The organism is Elusimicrobiota bacterium (assembly GCA_028718185.1).
Lineage (GTDB): Bacteria > Elusimicrobiota > UBA8919 > UBA8919 > UBA8919 > JAQUMH01.
The window spans coordinates 34,954-55,455 of sequence record JAQUMH010000010.1; the positions used below are offsets into that span (position 1 = coordinate 34,954).

At 37.6% G+C, this 20,502-nt stretch carries 8 protein-coding genes; all 8 read left to right on the forward strand.

Translation table 11 applies throughout. From position 1 onward, the window contains the following. The first annotated feature begins 460 nt into the window (after window positions 1-460). The 8 genes from PHE88_10455 (at window position 461) to PHE88_10490 (ending at window position 20,407) form a co-directional block, all read left to right on the forward strand. Window positions 461-3,229, forward strand: a complete 2,769-nt coding sequence (locus tag PHE88_10455; GenBank protein ID MDD5688239.1) for a fibronectin type III domain-containing protein — start codon at window positions 461-463, stop codon at window positions 3,227-3,229. 117 nt (window positions 3,230-3,346) lie between these two features. Further along, entirely contained in the window at window positions 3,347-5,119 is a 1,773-nt protein-coding gene (locus PHE88_10460) for a hypothetical protein (GenBank protein ID MDD5688240.1), read from the forward strand. A 371-nt stretch (window positions 5,120-5,490) separates the two neighbouring features. Then, a complete protein-coding gene (locus tag PHE88_10465) occupies window positions 5,491-10,599 on the forward strand; it encodes a discoidin domain-containing protein (protein MDD5688241.1) in 5,109 nt (1,702 codons plus the stop codon). A gap of 118 nt (window positions 10,600-10,717) precedes the next feature. Next, window positions 10,718-14,473, forward strand: a complete 3,756-nt coding sequence (locus tag PHE88_10470) for a carbohydrate-binding protein (GenBank protein ID MDD5688242.1) — start codon at window positions 10,718-10,720, stop codon at window positions 14,471-14,473. A 288-nt stretch (window positions 14,474-14,761) separates the two neighbouring features. Beyond that, window positions 14,762-17,446: a carbohydrate-binding protein gene (locus PHE88_10475; protein MDD5688243.1), complete on the forward strand. Its 2,685-nt coding sequence runs from the start codon at window positions 14,762-14,764 to the stop codon at window positions 17,444-17,446. A gap of 102 nt (window positions 17,447-17,548) precedes the next feature. Then, window positions 17,549-18,211: an HAD family phosphatase gene (locus tag PHE88_10480; protein ID MDD5688244.1), complete on the forward strand. Its 663-nt coding sequence runs from the start codon at window positions 17,549-17,551 to the stop codon at window positions 18,209-18,211. 20 nt (window positions 18,212-18,231) lie between these two features. Then, complete coding sequence (locus tag PHE88_10485) at window positions 18,232-19,047, forward strand: sugar phosphate isomerase/epimerase (protein MDD5688245.1); 816 nt, start codon at window positions 18,232-18,234, stop codon at window positions 19,045-19,047. Window positions 19,048-19,168: 121 nt separating this feature from the next. Then, window positions 19,169-20,407: a hypothetical protein gene (locus PHE88_10490; GenBank protein MDD5688246.1), complete on the forward strand. Its 1,239-nt coding sequence runs from the start codon at window positions 19,169-19,171 to the stop codon at window positions 20,405-20,407. Window positions 20,408-20,502: the final 95 nt, after the last annotated feature.

The window sequence follows — 20,502 nt, forward strand, 5'->3', positions numbered from 1 at the left end:
CATTAGTGGAGGAACCATCTTAAAGATAGTAGAAAATGCCGAATGAACTTCGGCATTTTCTATTTTGAAGTAGTTGAGAATTAATTAAAAACCTACTTGAACAACCTTACTATTATTGACAATTAGAAAAGAAAGATTAAGATAAGAGCAGAATGAATTCTCTTTCAGGTGTCATTGCGAACCCCGTAGGGGGTGTGGCAATCTCAATACTTAATTGAGATTACTTCGTCTCGAAGTTTATCCCGACTTTCTTCGGGACTCCTCGCAATAACAACAAAACAACTGATGTTGTAGCCGCAGAGCGTCAGCTCTGCTAAACATTGAAATTCCTGTACACTAAGTTAAAGAACACATGGACTTAAGAACAGAATAAAAAAACATCACACTATCGCACTATCGCGCCATCGCACTATTTCGTTATTGCACTATTTCGTTATCGCACTGTTTTATTGGAGGTTAAATGTTCAGACAGAAGTTGATAAAAGTTTGTGGTATATTTGCATTAGTTATTTTTACGAGCATTAGTTTTTTGTCAGGTGTTTCTGACACCACACCGCCTGCCAAAATAACGTATTTTCTTACAGCATTTCCAACACCAAAAACCATCACACTAGTATGGCGGTCTGTTGGTGATGATGGAAACACAGGCACAGCAACAAAATATGATATCAGATATTCACTCTCTCCGATAACAACAGAAGCTGGATGGAATTCAGCTACTAAGGTTAAATGTGATTTAACTCCAAATCCTGCAGGTTCTGCAGAATCTTTCATTGTCTTTGGGCTTTCACCTTCAACTAAATACTACTTTGCAATAAAAGCATGTGACAAAGTTCCTAACTGGTCACCATTATCTAAATCACCGGGTACCACAACACCTGCTATCACAGACACCACACCACCCGGTAAAATAACAGACCTTACAGCAAGCAACCCGACACCAAAATCAATTATGCTTACTTGGACCGCTCCCGGCAACGATGATAATAGTAAAGGTAAGGCTGCAAGATATCTACCACAGGATATTAATCACGAAAACCTAATCCCGCAATCACAATTACCATATCGTCCGGCTGCAAGATATATACCATATGACATAAGATACTCATTGACACCTATAACAGATGCTAACTGGGATTCTGCTACTAAAGTTAAAGAAGCACCTGCAGCACAAGAGATATTTAAACAAGAGAAATTTACAATCCCTGGTCTTTCACCTTCAACAAAATATTACTTTGCAATAAAAACAGCAGATGAAGTTCCTAACTGGTCAAAAGTATCAAATAGCCCTAATGAAACTACAAAACCTAAGGGCGTAGCTGTTCCATATAAAGGAGTCCCATTTCAGATACCGGGTAAGATAGAAGCTGAAGATTATGATACTGGAGGGGAAGAAACATCATATCACGATACAACAACCGGTAATGCAGCTAGTGAAGGAGGAAGTACTTACCGTACAACAGAAGATGTAGATGTTGAACCTTGTACTGATGCAGATGGCGGTTATAACGTCGGCTGGGCAGTTGCAGGAGAATGGTTAAAATATACAACAAATATTTCTAATACAGGAATATATATGATAGAAGTGCGAGTAGCATGTGGTGGTAATGGAGGAACCTTTCATATAGAGTTTGATGATTTAGATAAGACAGGACCAATGACAGTACCTGACACCGGTGGATGGCAGATTTATCAAACAGTAAGGAAAACAGGAGTTAATTTAATTGCCGGAAAACATATAATGAAGCTGGCAATGGATACCAATGGTTATCCAGGAGCTACTGGTAATTTTAATTACATCAACATTATACGTGAAGGTAATCTAGGAAAAACTGATACAGTAGCACCATCAGCAATAGCCAGCTTGGTGATCGGCAATGTAACAGGTAATTCAGTATTGTTAAGTTGGACATCACCCGGCAATGATGGGAATAGTGGAACAGCAAGCGTGTATGATATCCGGTATGCAACAATGAAAATAGATAATAGCAACTGGAGTAGTGCAACTCAATGCGTTGGTGAGCCGACACCACAGATATCCGGCAGTAAACAAACCTACACAGTGCAGCATTTAAGACCTAACACAAAATATTATTTTGCAATTAAGACAGCAGACGAAGTTCCGAACTGGTCTCCATTATCAAATTCGCCATGTGCAACAACTTCTCTTTCTGTAACAGTGCCAAATGAAAAGATGCTTTTCTATGAAGGCTCAATATTCCCAAATCCCAATCTTGCACCCATAAACCCGCCATATCTCATTTCATGGCGAGACGGTCCTGGTGAGCAACCTCATGAAACAGTAAATTATTTTGGTTACAAGTGGGCGACTAAATCACAACACGATGAAATGATAGCGAAAGGGAAACTCCCGATACCATTTAGTTACGCTTGCAGAGATGATGCATCACAAAAATATAATCAGTGGTATCTTGACACTGAAGAAAAGATGTATAACAACTACTTAAAGATTGCACAGGAAGGATATTATGGTATAGAAATAGACGAATATTCTGCATGGGACTCGGATATGCGAGCAAAAAAATCTATAAACGCACTTAGACATGTGAAACAACAATATCCTAATTTGTTCATGGATGCTGCTTTATATGGTGATGGTATGGATGAAATAATAGCAAGTGGAGCCGATATATTAAATCTTTATGAATTGGAGATATATATCTATCCTGGATTCAAGGATTACAGAACATATATCAAGAAATGGACTGACTGGATAAAATACTACGGGCTTGAAGGTAAAACCATAGGTATCCTGGGTGGTGGAGATGACTACAACGGCAATGCACCGGATGTTGACTTATGGATAAAATACTTACGTGCAGAATCACCCCAGATGGCAGGTCTCGGATTAGGAATATTTAAACTCTACAATTTAACCACTGCTGAAAGAACAGTATATGACAAGGTGATGGATGATAATTTTTTCAAAATATCACCGTCCGTTTCTATAACTGCACCGACTAAAAATGCAAAATTAAGCGGAACAGTCAAAATAGCGGTAATCGCTACCAAAAATCCTGAGACAGGCAACCCTGTTGTCTCTTACCGTTATTTCATAGATACCAAACTTGTTAAAATATCATCAAGTCCTGAGTACTTATGGAACACTACCGGCTATTCAAAAGGCAAACATATAATAACAGTTCACGCAGTAGCAGACGATTATCTTGCCGGTGTGAGTCAGGTAAATGTAATGTTAAATAAATAGTCCAATGTCCCTGCCCGCCGAAGGTTTAGTGGTGGGCGAAGTCCTTAGTCCAGTAGTCGCTTGCCCTTGACAAGCCTAAGAACATAAGAACGTTGTTCAATTAACGGGAGGTAAGACATGTTATGTTTTAGAAGAATTAGTTTAGTATTAGTTGCTATTTTTAGTATCATTTTTTTAAGTGGTATTTGTATAGGTGCTGAGTTATACGAAACATTTTTAGAAAATTCTTTAACTAAAGTGCTAAGGGATAAGACGTATCAAGGGAAAGACAAAGCATTAGCAATATATTCCGCTAAAGACGAATATGAGAGTGGTCAGATTATAATAATTCCCAAAGGGAAAAACGACTTAAAAAATATAAAGATACAATTTAGTGATTTAACAGGTAAAGATACTCAAGGAAAGGTAATAAAGATAAGTCCGACCAACTTTGAATATTATCCGGTCGCATGGGCAAAAGGAAGAAATCTTACAGAGGATTTGAATAATAGTCTGATTCAACAGTATTTGCCTCCGCGAAAACTTACTCTTGAAGATGTTGCAGCATATCAGCCGACCGCTTTTAGACCTGATACAGTATTTGATGCACACCCAGGACAGAATTTTGTAGTTTGGCTCAGTTTTTATATTCCCAAAGATACAATAGCAGGAACTTATACCGGCACAATATCTGTTATACCGCAGAATGGGAAACGCGAAGATTTAAAAATCAGTTTAACAGTCTGGGATTTTGTGTTAATCGAGAAATGTCCGCTATCTTTTCTTTTTTCATCGGATTTAAAGGCAGGAGCTAAATGTACCGGTCTGAGTGAATATGAATATGCCAAATACAGTGCTAAACATATGGTAAAACTTCATCGAGGGAATACTTATCTGGACTGGTCTCCGCCAAGTGAAGGTAGTTATGAAAATTATGATAAACAGATAGAAGAACTTATGAAACTTGGTATGGACAAATTTTTGATTTTTATAGACCAGCGTTATTTTTATCCTGTAGGACCGCTTCGTATTAAGAACAATGATGACCGTATGGGACCGGAACGACAGGCGATACTTAAAAGATTATATAATCATTTGAAAGAGAAAGGCTGGTTGGATAATTTTATATTGATGACCTGGGACGAACCTGATTTTACCCAGGAAGGTATTCTTGAGAAGTGGCAGAAGTCACAACAAGAAGTAAAAGATGCCGGATTTACTAATTTTGAATGTGATTTTACCGGTAGAGCAGAACGTGCACTTGACCAGATGATAGGTTATGCTGGTATATGGTCACCTAACCTTCGTAATTTTGATGGAGGGCCTACGGATGAATTTATAAAAGAACGGAAGAAAGCAGGAGATAGGATAGGCTGGTATTGGGGCAGTCCTATACTTGCTCCAACTAAAAGTAATGATTTGACTTTAATAGAACAACGGACAATAAACTGGCTTGCTTTTAAATACTGTATTGAGTTGTTCGGCGCTTATAATTATGACCTTGTCTGCAGACAAGGCACAGATAGTCCCTGGCGTACCAATTATGAGCAGGTTACTCCTCAAGGAATTAGTAAGATTTGGAAAAGCAGGGAAGAAGTTACCGATGGAAGTTCATATGTATATCCTAACCCGGATATGGATAAGACCAGACCTTTGTTAAGTACAATCAAGGAACATATATTGCGGGATGGCAGAGAAGATTATTGCTACCTGTGTATGTTAGGCAAGTTAATAGAGAAACATAAAAAACAGGGAAATACTCAGTTGGCTACCGAAGGACAAAATGCGATTGATAAAAGTTCAGCTTTGGTATTTAAAAGTATAACAGAATGGTCTGTTAATCCTTCGGATATGTTTCAAGCAAGAAAGATGTTAGCCGAAGCTATTTTGAAACTTTCAAATAAAAAATAATTTAGTTTTAATTTTATAAAATATCAACCTAATGCCCAATTTCTATAGTCGTTGAGTTTCAGACAATAAATATGAATACGATTTAATGATTATGTTTTTTATAAAATATAAATTGCTTGACAAAACAGTAAAAGTGTGTTACATATGTAGTAAAGTAAGATAGAAAACAGAAACTACAAGTTAGGCTTGCCAAGAGTCTGGCGACAACTACAAACATAGTAATTAAATTGTAGTTTCACGCCCTCGGCGTGATAACATTATAATTCCTATACATCAAGTTAAGATACAACAAATTTCCATATATTTACACATAACACATGGAATTTATCCCAGTTCTATCGGGACATTACACAATTTTAAAGAAGGTATCCATGGGTAAACCCATTAAATATTTTTTATCGTTAATAGAAATGGCACTAATCAAACAAAAAAAATATTTCAATCTATATTTTTTTATTTTTTTTATCATTTTGGTAATGACTGTTAGCAGTACTATAGATGCAGCAGCTGCGACCAAACTCAACTCGATTTTTTACGAAGGTGGTACATATCCAAGTCCAAATCTTGCACCGATAAGCTCACCATATTTTATATTTTGGTTCAGGGAAGGTTCGCCGGAAGTTAATACGCAACAACCTCATGTAACTGCGGTGGACTGTAATCAGACACCCAGCGAATCAAGATATAATGAAATGATAAATCAAGGGAAAATTGCAATGGCAGAAGTGCTTCTGTCTAATATTAGTGAGGATGCAGTTTACAATGAATATAAAACCCAGGCAGATAAAGGTTTTAATTTCTCAATCGATGAGCTGGGAAGTGGTTACTACTATCAGCAAAATGATCCTGTACGGTATGAGTATGGATACCTCAATTTATGGGCATTTAGATCACTCAGAAAATTAAAACAAGAATATCCCAATCTTTTTGTACAAGCATGGACTACGTTTAATTTATCTCCACTTGCTGTCGCAGGAATGGATGTTATAGATATATTTTCGCCGGAGCTATATATTAATGGTGCCACTTCGGCAAACTCATATGTTAACGTTGTTCATAATTATGAAACAACAATAGACACGTATGTTTATGCAGCGACACTTTACGGAGTTGAGGGAAAAACTGTTATAGGTTTAGATGCAGGATGTTGGTTCAATAATGTTAACACGTTCGGTACAACGGTGCAAGTCGATGCAAGACTACAATACTTGCGAAGCAAATCTCCTCAAATAGCAAGCAATGGAATATCACTTTTTTGGATTAGTAATACCATTTGCCCTTGTGGAAATCCATATAGAGCACAGTTTGACGCGTTAATGGATAAGAACTTCTACAAGTTATCTCCGACTGCTTTAATAAATACCCCGGCAAACGGAGCAACAGTCAGTGGGACCGTCACAATTAATGTTACCGGTAATGTAAATACTACGACAAATAGTCCTGTTACTTCTTATCGTTATTTTGTAGACAACAAGTTAGTTAAGATATCTTCACTTTCAACATATTCCTGGGATACTGCTGGTTATTCGCCGGGCAATCATATAATAACAGTTCACGCTGTGTCGGCTGATTATATGGGTGGCGCAAAACAGATAACCGTGAACATACCTACAGGATTAAATTTAGCATTAAATAAAACAGCAACAGCTTCTTCTAATGTTGCTGACACTGGTAAAGCAGTAGATGGTAATTTAGGTTCTAACTGGACATCATCGAGTAGTGACCCGCAATGGCTTTGTGTAGATTTAGGTGGAGAATACAATCTTACAGGAGCTATATTGAAGTGGGGAACAAATTATGGTAAAGGTTATCGGATACAAGTATCTACTAATAATATAAATTGGCAAAACATATATATAAAAATAAATAATGGTACAGGTGGAACTGAAAATATAATATTAAGTGGAAATGGTAGATATGTCCGTATGTACGGGACATCAAGAGGGACAACCAATGGATACTCCTTAAATGAGTTTGAGATATATGGAATTGCTCCTGCTCCCGACACAACCTCACCTGCTACAATAAACACATTAGCGGCAGGAAATGCAACCAGCAACAGTATAGTTCTGGGTTGGACATCAGTAGGTGATGATGGAAATTCAGGCACAGCAAACGCATATGATATCCGGTATTCAAATGTAAATATAACTGATAGTAATTGGTCAACAACTACACAATGCAGTGGCGAACCAACTCCATTAGTAGCCGGAAGTAATCAGAGTTATACCGTCCAGGGTTTAAGTGCAGGAATAACCTATTATTTTGCGATGAAAGTAAGAGATGAAGTACCAAACTGGTCAGGAATATCCAATGTAGTAAGCAAAGCAACAAATGCACCTGACACGACAGCACCCTCATCAATAAACACATTAGTGACAGGAGTTGCAACCAGCAACAGTATAGTGTTGAGTTGGACATCAGTAGGTGATGATGGAAATATTGGTACAGCGAGTGTGTATGATATACGGTATTCAAATGTGAATATAACAGATAGCAACTGGGCAACAGCAATACAATGTAGTGGAGAACCAACACCATCGGTTGCCGGAAGTAATCAGAGTTATACTGTCCAGGGCTTAAGTGCAGGAATAACCTATTATTTTGGTATGAAAGTAGGTGATGAAATACCTAACTGGTCAGGAATATCCAATATAGTAAATGGACAGACAAATAATCAAGGTAACCTCGCAATAGGAAAAACAGCAACAGCATCATCACTGGAAGGTACGGCAGGCAGAGACGAATCAGCCGCAATAGATGGTAATCAAGCAACCCGGTGGGCGTCAGATGTAGGAGACCCGCAGTGGATAAAAATAGATTTAGTTGAGACATATAATATAAATCAAGTCATATTAAGATGGGAAGACGCATATGGAAAGGATTACCAGCTCCAAGTATCAAGTAACAATATAAACTGGACAACAATATATACAAAGACAGGAGGGACCGGTGGAGTAGAAACTCTCAGTGGTCTTAACGGTAGTGGCAGGTATATCAGGATGTATGGAACGGCTCGAGGAACAATTTACGGATATTCGTTATGGGAGTTTGAAGTATATGGGACACCTGTGACAACACCTACAAAGAGTATAACAATAACCTACCCGAATGGCGGTGAAAATTTAATAGCCGGCAGTCAACAAACAGTAACATGGACAAGTGTAGGAATAACAGGGAATGTAACGATACAAATATCCGTAGATGGTGGAACGAACTGGAGTACACTTGCTACAAACATAGCGGATGACGGCAGTGAAGTCGTAACTCTGCCAAACAGTGCAAGTAGTAGTTGCTTAATAAGAATTGTAGAAATAATCGGAGGAACAACTGACAGTTCAAATACTAATTTTGCAATAACAGTAACAGGTCAGATGTCATTTGGTAATAATGGTAACCCATGGCTGATAGGAACAGGTACAACAACAATAGAGGCAGAAAACTATGACACGGGTGGTGAGGCTGTAGCATACCATGATACGACACCAGGCAATAGTGGTAACGCATACAGAACAAATGAGGATGTGGATGTGGAGACTTGTATTGATACCGGTGGCGGCTACAATATAGGATTTGCAGTACCAACCGAGTGGTTAGAATACAGTGTAAATATTAATGAAACTGCTGAGTACAAAATAATAATTAGAGGAGCCATGCAAGGAACAGCAAGTCCCGTACATCTTGAATTTGGAAACCACAATTTAGTCCCGTATGAGACAACACCATCAGTAGCTATACCCAATACCGGCGGTTGGCAGACATGGCAAGATGTAGAAGTCTCATCCAATACCGCACTTACTGCAGGTAACCAGATAATGAAATTAGTCCTGGATACAGGAGCAGGAAGTAGCAACGGTAATTTCAATTATATAAAGATAATAAGATTAACTGCTGACACAACGCCACCGGTAGTGAGTGCGCCGACACCGGGTAACATAAGTGGCAGTGGAATAGTTATAACCTGGACAACAAATGAGCCGGCAAACAGTAAGGTAGAGTATGGTTTAACTACAAGTTATGGCAGCGCAACACCGGTAACAGATACTGGTGGAGTATATTCGCATAGTGTTACACTAAGTAATCTTACTGAGAACACAGTCTATCATTACAGGATGGTGTCCGTAGATATGAATGGTAACCCGACAACGACCGCTGATTATAGTTTTACAACAACTGCAAATGACACTACTCCGCCAGTGATAAGCAATATATCTGCAGGTGTAACACAAAACAGTGCCATTATAACATGGAATACCGATGAGGACTCAGATTCGCAAGTAGCGTATGGACTAACATCAGTGCTTGGCAGTACAACCACATTAGATACAACCGCAACAAAATTACATAGTGTCTCACTAAACGCGTTACTGAAAGGTAAAACCTATTATTATAAGGTTTTAAGTAAAGATACATCTGGTAACCTTACAATATCAACACAAAACAGTTTTAAAACATGTAACATAAAATACAGGATATATACATATTACTATGATGAGGTGACAACACCTGCAAGCCTGAAGTTCAAATTACAGGTATATAATTTAGATGAAGGTAGTTTAGCAACCGATTACACAAGTACATTAACCCTTACGACTAAGAACAGTAATAATAGTATTCTGGATACAACAGATTCAACACTAACTGTATCAGATTCAGGCGAGAAGGATGTTTCAATCCCATTCCGTAGTGATATAACTACAGTGGAGTTAACAGGTGACGTAACAGCGCCGGTAGTTGTAAATTTCAATGATATGTATACAGCAAAGTTAGTAGGTTACCAGGGCGGAACAATACGGGGAGCCAACGGGTTAAAGATAATAATACCGACAGGAGTCTTATCTGCAAACAAATATCTTGCAGCAATAAGGACAAGTATACCTCCTGCAGCAAACAACACAACAAAATATGTTAACACAGTTAATCCGATATGTTATGATTTTGGTGAGCTGACATTTGGTGAAAGTGCACCGGTATTGGAAAATCAGGTATTTACAAGAGCAGTAAACATAACAATACCATATACAGCATCAGATGTAGGAACATTGAACGAAGCTGGACTTAGAATCTACTATTGGACCGGTACAGATTGGGATTTGGTGACAGGAGTCCAGACAGTAGACAAAGTAAACAATACAGTAACCGCAACAGTCAGACATTTCTCAACATATCGTATATTGGGTAGTTATGTTTCTACTGATTTAAACGACATTAAAATATATCCTAACCCATATAATCCTGATACAGCAGCGCAAGGTAAGTTAAAAGTAATAAACCTGCCAACAAACAGCGTTATGAAATTATATAGTGTTGATGGTGAATTAATCAGGGAACTCAAAGAGCTCGACTTTGGTAATCTTGGCTGGCTCGAGTGGGACGGCAAGAACGCCGATGGTGACAAAGTAGCCAGAGCAGTATATATTTACCAGATAGAAGATACTGCCGGAGGTAAGAAAACAGGCAAGATTGGACTAGTGAAATAAGATAAGCGTTATAGAGTTCGTAGGGTCATAGAGTTATAGGGTCTACGACTCTACAAACTCTATGAACTCTAAAACTCTATAACAGACATCACTCATAACACATTTTATTGAAGGAACTATGAAAATAAAAAGAATGATGTTATTATTTATTATTAGTTTTCTTTTTATTGGACAGATGGTTTATGCTGCGGCCCAATTAAAAGGTAGCTGGATTAATTTTGGAGATTATGATAGCATCAAAAGAATAATCAGCGGATTGTTCCCACTGTATGGATGTAATATTGCAATCGTCAGAGTATGGGATCAATATGATTATGTAGGATATCCTATTCACGGTACTTGGTATAACGCAGCCAAAGCGCTGGAACTTGGAAATTTAGGTAGAGCAAATGGTATAAAAGTTATTCCTGAGGTGCAGTTTTTTGGTCACCAGGCGTCTAGAGTAGCCGATGGTGATGTTAAAGGAAATTTTTTACTGGCATATCCGCAATATGATGAAAACAGAGGAGGTCAGCCGGTAAATGACTCGCGTAGTTTATGTCCTAATGCACCCGGTATTGCGGCGATTGTATGCGGCATGGCAGAGGAAATAGCATTAGCTTTTGGGAATCATGCAATTTGTATCGGGTTTGATGAAGTTTATAATATTAACGTATGTTCTCTTTGTAAGGCGACCGGTAGAACCAATGGCCAACAATTTGTTTATTGGCTGAACATTATAAATAATTATCTTCAGAGTAAAGGCATAGAAGTATATATGTATGGTGATATGTTAATACCTGGTACAGTCGGACTGCCCTATGACCAGCAGTTTTATCCGACTACACATTGGACGGCATCTCCGGATGATACGTGGCAGCACATAGATGAAATAGAACACAAAGAAAATATAACTATTAACGATTGGCATTATGATGATTTGGCTTCTTATCCGTCCATCCCATATTTTGGAAAGAAAGGTTTTAAGGTAAACCTAAGCCCGGGTTATGATGGGGGTGGTACGCCATCTTTTGTTAATTTTGCATTGAATTCTAAAGGACCGAAATATTATAATACAGCAGGTATAGTTTTTTGGGGCATGAATCCATCCGACGTCAATTATCTTTTAGATGGCACAGGGGCAGCTTCAGGATTCGCTTTAGCTTTTAAGTGGGCAATGAACAATGTGAATGGATATTACAAACCGCTGACAGGTTCTCAACCGGTTATATCTGCAGTAACATCGAATGTAGCTGGTAATTCAGCAACGATAACATGGACAACTGATGTTCCTTGTGATTCTCAGGTTCAATATTCACAGGAGCGTAACACTTATAACAATTTAATAACCACTTATACTAATATCACAACTCTTGATACAAATTTGGTAACCAGCCACAGCGTCCCGATTACCGGTTTACAATCAGGAAAAACATATCATTTTAATGTAATTACTAAAAATGTAACAGGTTATGCTGTTTCTCCTGATAATACATTTGGTGCAAGTATAACCGTAACATACCCAAATGGCGGAGAAAATTTATTAATTAACAGTCAACAAACAGTAACATGGGGAAGTGTAGGTGTAGCAGGTAATGTAAAAATAGAATTATCAGTTGATGGAGGAACGACATGGAGTACTCTTGTAGCTAATACAGCAAATGATGGCAGCGAAGTAGTTACTCTGCCGAACAGTCCCAGTAGTACCTGTTTAATAAGATTGTCAGCAATAAGCGGTGGAACAACCGACAGTTCAGATGCAAACTTTTCAATAGTAATATCAAATCAGATAACATATGGAAACAATGGAAACCTCTGGCAGATATCGTCAGTTTTATTAAGTGCAACAACAATACAAGCAGAGAACTATGACACAGGCGGTGAAGGTGTGGCATACCATGATACAACAGCCGGCAACAGTGGTAATGCCTATAGAATAAGTGAGGATGTAGATATAGAAAATTGTAATGATATCGGTGGTGGGTATGATGTAGGGTGGACAAAAGCAGGAGAGTGGCTGGAATACAGTATAAATGTAAATGAGGGTGGCGAATACCAAATAATACTAAGAACAGCCCGCCAACCGGCAGTCAATGATATAGTACACTTTGAATTCACTCAGAACGATGTGGTTTATTTCATAACACCGTCAGTAAGCTTGCCGGCAACAGGTGGCTGGGGAATTTGGACAGATACAGAAGTCGTAAACTCGGTAACACTTCTCCCAGGCAACCAGATAATGAAGTTAGTTTTTGACCCCAGTGCGGCGACTGATTGCAGTAATGTCAATTACATTAAAATAATAAAACTAACGGCCGATACAACACCACCGGAAGTAAGTGCAATATCAACAACAAGTATAACCGGCAGTGGAGCGGTAGTAACATGGACAACTAATGAGGCTGCAAACAGTAAAGTTCAATACGGTACAACGCTGCCATATAGCAGTACAACAACATTAGCAAATTTTGTAACCAGCCACAGTGTCCCTATAACTGGTCTTACCGAAAAGACATTATATCATTACAGGATAATAACAGCAGATATAAGTAATAACCCGACAACAACCGGTGATTATATTTTTACAACAACTGCAAATGATCCTGATGCACCGGTAATAAGTAATGTTCATGCCGGCGTAACAGTAAATAGTGCAGCAATAACATGGACAACCAATGAGCCGTCAGATTCACAGGTAGCATATGGACTCACAACAGCTCTGGGTAGTACAACTACACTAATTACAACACTTGTAACCGACCACAGCGTCCCAATTAGTAATTTAGAGAAAGGAAAGACATATTATTACACGATTTACAGCCGGGATGCAGCCACAAATCTTGCAACATCCGCACTTTACCAATTTAGTACGTATAACTTACAACACAGAATATATACATATTTCTACGATGATTCAACCACACCGGCAAATTTGCAGTTCTTATTGCAGGTGTATAATGATGAGAATATTTTAGTAACGGATTACGGAGGAACACTGACCATTAAGACAAAAGATTCCAATGGTGCTGTATTAGATACGATTAATTCAACATTTATTAAAGCAGATTCAGGTGAGAAAGATGTTTCAATTCCGTTCAGCAAAAATGTAGATACTATCGAATTAACCGGTGATACCACAACGACGATAGTAATAAATTTTAGCGATCTGTATATATCTAAGTTAGTTGGCAGTAAGGGCGGAACAATAAAAGGAATAAATGGGATAAAAATAGTCGTACCATCAGGAGTCCTATCAACTAACAAGTATCTTGCAACAAAAAGGACAAGTGTACCGCCAGTTGTAGGTAATACATTGAAATATGTTAACACAGTTAATCCAATATGTTATGATTTTGGCGAACTAACATTTAACAATAATGCTCCAACGCTGCAAAACCAGGTATTCACAAGAGCAGTAAACATAACAATACCATATACAGCAGCGGATATAGGAACATTAAACGAGGATGGACTTAGAATATATTACTGGACCGGCACAGATTGGGATTTAGTGACAGGAGTCCAGACAGTAGACAAAGTAAACAATACAGTTACTGCAATAGTAAAACACTTTTCAACATACCGAATATTGGGCAGTTATGTATCTGTTGATTTAAGCAAAATTAAAATATATCCTAACCCATTTAATCCTAACACAGCAATTAACGGTATGTTAAAAGTAATAAACCTGCCAATTAACTGTGTTATGAAATTGTATAGTGTAAATGGTGAATTAATCAGGGAACTCAAAGAGCTCGACTTTGGCAATTTAGGCTGGCTCGAGTGGGACGGTAAAAATGCCGATGGTGACAAGGTAGCCAGAGCAGTATATATTTACCAGATAGAAGACACTGCCGGTGGCAGAAAGACTGGCAAGATAGGATTAGTCAAATAGTCCTTGCCCGCCATCGGTTTCTTGCCCGCCAAAGATTCAGTGGAGGGAGTGGTGGGCGATGTCCAATGTCGTAGTTGCAGAGCTTGCTCTGCTTCTGTGAAAGCTGTTTGATGTTGTAGTGGTTTGCTCTTGGCAAACCCAAACAAAGCTGATAATTTCATTACACTCTACATACATTCAAAAAAGGAATCTTTACCTGACGGTTGATAAAGATTCCTTTTTTTATTGATATTTATTTTTAATTTTATATAATCGTATTACTTTAATTTATTTAAGGAGTTGTTTACTATGCCTAAAAAATATTTGATAAGATTATGTGTTATGTTTGTTCTTGGTATATTCACGAACGTTTGTATTTTGTCAGGTATTTCCGACACAACACCACCTGCCAAAATAACATATTTCCTGACCGCATTCCCGACATCTAAAACCATCACACTTGTATGGCGGTCTGTCGGTGATGATGGCAATTTCGGAACAGCAACAAAATACGATATCAGGTATTCTCTGTCGCCTATTATCACAGAAGCAGAATGGAATGCTGCTAATAAAGCTAAATGTGATTTAACTCCAAATCCTGCAGGTTCTGCGGAATCGTTTATAATTTTTGGTCTTTCACCTTCAACCAAATACTACTTTGCAATTAAAGCAGGTGACAAAGTTCCTAACTGGTCACTATTATCAAAATCACCAAGTGCTACGACACTTGCTCTCACAGACATTATACCACCTGTTAAAATAACAAACCTTGCAACAAGTAACCCGGCACCGGAATCAATTACTCTTACATGGACTGCTCCCGGCGATAATGGCGTTACAAGTAAAACTAAAATGTGGGAACAATATAAGGTAAGATACTCTACTACAGGTCTGGTTGCAAAGTATATACCATATGATATAAGATACTCACTTTCACCTATAACAGATGCAAACTGGGATTCAGCAACTAAAATCCAAGATACACCGGCAGCACAAGAAGTAGCTAATGAAGAGAGATTCACAGTCGTTGGACTTTCACCTTCAACAAAATATTATTTTGCGATAAAGACAGCAGATGAAGTTCCTAACTGGTCTGTTGTATCAAACAGTCCTAATGGCACTACAAAACCTATGGGTATAAACATTCCATTCAAGGGAGTACCATTTCAGATACCATGCAAGCTAGAAGTAGAAGATTTTGATAACGGCGGACAGGATATATCATATTACGATACATCAAAAGGTAACTCAACATATCGCGATATACCCACAGGTGAGCCGGAAAATGCGTACAGGAAAAAAACAGATGTTGATGTTGAACCAAGTAATGATGCAAGCGGGGGTAATGATGTTGGCTGGGTCATGGCGGGAGAATGGTTAAAATATACAATAAATGTTATGACAGCAGGAACATATACATTAGAAGTACGGGTAGCATGTGGTGGTAATGGCGGTAATTTTCACATAGAGTTTGATGACATAGATAAAACCGGACAAATGACAGTTCCTAATACCGGCGGGTTTCAGAATTGGCAAACACTAAAGAAGACAGGAGTAAGTTTAAGTGCAGGTAAACACATTATGAAGTTGGTAATGGATACTACCGGTACTGAAGCAACCGGTAATTTTGATTATATAAATATAATGAGTGAAGGGCAATTAAAACCGGGTATAACAGTAATAGTTCCTAATGGCGGAGAAAATTGGGTTGCAGGTAACCGGAAGACAGTAAGTTGGGCAAGTCAAGGTACAGTAGGAAATGTAAATATAGATTTATCAACGGATGGGGGAACAAACTGGACAACTGTAGTCCCAAATACAGCAAACGATGGTATTGAGTCTTTTATAGTTCCAAATAAAGCAAGCGGTAATTGTATGATACGCGTACAAGATATAGCAGGTATTCCAAGTGATATATCAAATAATAATTTTACAATTTCTCTTACTCCACCAAATGACAAGTTGTTTTTCCATGAAGGAGCAGTATTCCCAAATCCCAATCTTGCACCCATAAATCCGCCATATATTATTTCGTGGTTTGCCGGTGATAGCGAGCAGCCTCATGAAACCACGAATTTTTCTTCATTTAAATATGCTGACAAGTCATGGCACGATAGAATGGTATCCAAAGGAAAACTTCCGATACCATATAGTCCTGCCCAGAGAGATGATGCGTCAAAGGCTGCGGATCCGGATTATCTTGACACTGAAGAGAAGATGTATAATAACTATTTAAGGGTTGCAAAGGAAGGATATTATGGTATATCCATTGACGAATGGGTTGCATGGGAAGGTGACAATCGGGTAAAGGAATCTATTAGTGCGCTAAGACGTGTGAAAAAACAATATCCGGATTTTTTAATGGGTGCTGCTTATTATGGTGATGGTTTTGATGATGTAATGGCAAATGCAAGTGATATAATTGATCTTTATGAACCGGAAATATATATCTATCCCGGAGTTAAGGATTACAGAACATATATCAAGAAATGGACTGATTGGATAAAATACTATGGACTTGAAGGTAAGAATATAGGTATCTTGAGCGGAGGAGACGAATTTAACGGAAATGCACCTGATATAGACTTATGGATAAAATACTTTAGAGCAGAATCACCCCAGATGGCTGGTCTTGGATTATTAATATTTAACCTTAACAATTTATCTGTCACAGAATTAGCAGAACACGATAAGGTAATGGATGATAATTTTTTTAAACTATCGCCGACTGTTTCCATAACTGCACCTGATAAAAACGCAAAATTAAGCGGAACAGTAAAAATTACAGCTATTGCTACTAAGAATCCTGAGACAGAAAACCCAATTGTATCTTATCGTTATTTCATAGACAACAAACTCGTTAAAATATCATCAACTCCTGAGTACTTATGGAACACTACCGGTTATCCAAAAGGTAATCATATAATAACAGTCCATGCAGTAGCAGATGATTATCTTACCGGTGTAAGCCAGGTAAATGTAACTATAAAATAGTCAAATGTCCAGGTCCAACGTAGCTGCAGAGTCCCGCACAACAAATATGCGAGATAAACTCCGCTCTGCTTTAGTTTAGCCAAATTTTTCTCATCAGCATCTATGAATAAAGAAACATTAAAAGCATTTATTTTTGATATGGATGGTGTAATCATTGATAGTGAACCAATTTACTTAGAAGTTAACAAAAAAACATTTAAAAAATTAAAAATAAATATTTCCCCAAAAAAGTATTTGCAATTCATAGGTGTTTCAAATCAAGAAATGTGGTATTATCTTAAGAAAAAATATAATCTGAATCAATCGGTAAAAGAATTGGTTAATTTGCAGGTTGAAGGTGCTTTGGGAAAAATCGAGAAACACAATATGGAACCAATTGATGGTATCCCTGAACTTTTAAGGGATTTAAAAAAAAACAATATAATAATGGCAGTAGCTTCATCCTCGTCAATAAAAAGCATTAAAACAATTTTAAAAAAACTAAATATTCAGAACTATTTCTTAACTCTTGTAAGTGGAGAAGAAATGAAAAATGGCAAACCAGCGCCGGACATTTTTCTTGAAGCTGCAAAACGATTGAAAGTAGAACCAAAAAATTGTATAGTTATAGAAGATTCAGAAAAAGGTGTCCGGGCAGCAAAATCCGCAGGCATGAAATGTATCGGGTTTCAAAATCTTAATTCTTATAACCAAAATTTATCAAAAGCAGACAAGATAGTTGATACTATAAAAGAAATAAATTTAAAAGAATTTATAAAACTGTAAAAGAAGGAGGGATTTTTACTGTGAAACAGAAAATTGGACTGATAACCGGTGTTAGTGAAAAAATTAGGGAAAACTTTGAAAGGGTAACAAAACTTGGGTTTAATATTTGCCAGGTTTCATCTACAGCAGAATTTATGATAGATAAATTAAAACCTAAAGAAGTAATAGGAACGGCAAAAGAACTTGGCGTTGAAATAGATTCTTTCTTCTTGCTTTTTGAAGGACAGGTGTGGGATAGATTTAAAGGTCCTCCAACAATGGGTTTTGTTCCTGAAAGCACCCGTGTTAAACGATTAGACCTGGCAAAAAAGTTTTCTGATATGGTTTGCGAAATGAAAGTAAAAAATATTCTTTCACATGTCGGTTTCATACCTAACGACCCGAAAGATTCTCAGTATGCAGGCTTTATTAATACAGTTAGAATATTCGCTGAACACTGCAAAAAGAACAATCAGACATTTTGTTTTGAAACAGGACAGGAATTACCGTCAACGCTAAAAAGAACAATTCTTGATATTGGACTTGATAATATCGGTATTAATCTTGACCCTGCAAACATCATTCTTTACGGTATGGCTTATCCGTTAGATGCGATAGAAATTTTAGGTAAATATATTAAAGGGTTGCATGCTAAAGACGGATTATGGCCTAATCGCGAAGATGGACTTGGAATTGAAACCCCAATCGGCGAAGGAAGCGTTAATTTCCCTTTAATGATTTCCAAATTAAAAGAAAACGGATTTAACGGTCCGGTTTTTATAGAACGGGAAATATCCGGAGAACAGCAAAAAATTGACATCCTAAAAGCAAAAACATTTTTAGAAAAATATTTATAGCAAATTAATACCCCGATGGACATCGGGGCCAATATTGTAGTAGCAGAGCAAGCTCTGCCTGTTTCTTTCAAATTCCTATACAACAAGTTAGATATCCACTAAAAAATAATTTGAGGTATTTATGGACAAAACAAACAAAGAAGATATTCAAATCCTTAGGGACTTAGCAAAGCAATACGCGGAAATTTCAGCAAATCCAACACAGGAAGAAAGACGTAAACTATGGAGCGACCATTTCAGTTTAAAAAAAACCCGTCCGCCTATATTGGTTTCTTGCGGAATGTCCAGCCTTTGGTGCAGGGAAGTTTTTTCTGATAAAGCAATGAAATGCAAGGATTCTTTTTATCGCGATTATGAAAGAATGTTTCGTTTGCGATTTTTTCACGATTCCATAGGAGATGATTGTATTTTTGAACCTTGGATTACACTTGATGCTTCCGTCCAAGGAAATGGGGAAGCTAACTGGGGAGTAGACCTGGGTCGTCACGATTCTGTAGCTAGCGGTGCCCGTAGATATGATCCTCCGATAAAAGATTGGAGCGATGTTAAAAAACTTAAAGTGATACATCACCAAGTTGATGAAAAAGACACAAAGTTAAGATATTCAAAACTTTACGATGCAATTGGCGATATTTTAACTATTGATATAATTAGATGTCCAGTTTATTTTAGTTTTGGAGCAGATATTTCTACTGATTTAGGTAAATTACGCGGTATTGAAACATTTATGCTGGATATGTATGAAAACCCCAAGGAATTACATAATCTTTTAGCTTTTATGCAAGATGGAATTTTAACTAACAACCAGGAAGCAGAAGATGCAAGTCATTATACTTTAACTCTGCATAATAATCAGGCTATGCCATATGTAAATGAATTGTCATGGCCAAAACCTAATACACCATGCAAGCGAAAAGACCTTTGGGGTTTCGTTGCAGCACAGGAATTTACACTTGTATCCCCGGAATTTCATGATGAATTTTTATTTAAGTATCAAATACCTATTATGGAGAAATACGGTCTTGTTCATTATGGTTGTTGTGAAGACCTGACCAGAAAGATAGATATACTCAGAAAATTAAAGAACCTGCGAAGTATTGCCGTAACTCCTGTCGCTAATCTTAATAAATGTGTTGAGCAAATAGGCAGCGATTACGTAGTATCGTGGCGACCAAATCCAGCTGAGATGGTTTGTGTAAGTTGGGATAAAAACCGCATAAAAAGGATTATAGGTGATGCGAAAGAATCCTGTAAAAACAGCATTTATCATATTCGCCTGAAAGATGTACATACAGTGCAGGGAGAACCGGATAGATTAGCCCGCTGGGTAAAAATAGTCAGAGATATTATTGAAAAGTAGTATTTTAAAATTTAAATAATAATGTAGCCGCAAAGCAAAGCTTTGCTTCCTTAAAGACAATCTAATGTCCAAAAATGTAGTAGCTTGCCCTTGGC

Excerpts from the sequence above, each read along its gene's own strand:
- PHE88_10465 (MDD5688241.1), top strand. The coding sequence starts at position 5,491 with ATGGGTAAACCCATTAAATATTTTTTATCGTTAATAGAAATGGCACTA.
- PHE88_10460 (MDD5688240.1), top strand. The coding sequence starts at position 3,347 with ATGTTATGTTTTAGAAGAATTAGTTTAGTATTAGTTGCTATTTTTAGT.
- PHE88_10470 (MDD5688242.1), top strand. The coding sequence starts at position 10,718 with ATGAAAATAAAAAGAATGATGTTATTATTTATTATTAGTTTTCTTTTT.
- PHE88_10490 (MDD5688246.1), top strand. The coding sequence starts at position 19,169 with ATGGACAAAACAAACAAAGAAGATATTCAAATCCTTAGGGACTTAGCA.
- PHE88_10480 (MDD5688244.1), top strand. The coding sequence starts at position 17,549 with ATGAATAAAGAAACATTAAAAGCATTTATTTTTGATATGGATGGTGTA.
- PHE88_10475 (MDD5688243.1), top strand. The coding sequence starts at position 14,762 with ATGCCTAAAAAATATTTGATAAGATTATGTGTTATGTTTGTTCTTGGT.
- PHE88_10455 (MDD5688239.1), top strand. The coding sequence starts at position 461 with ATGTTCAGACAGAAGTTGATAAAAGTTTGTGGTATATTTGCATTAGTT.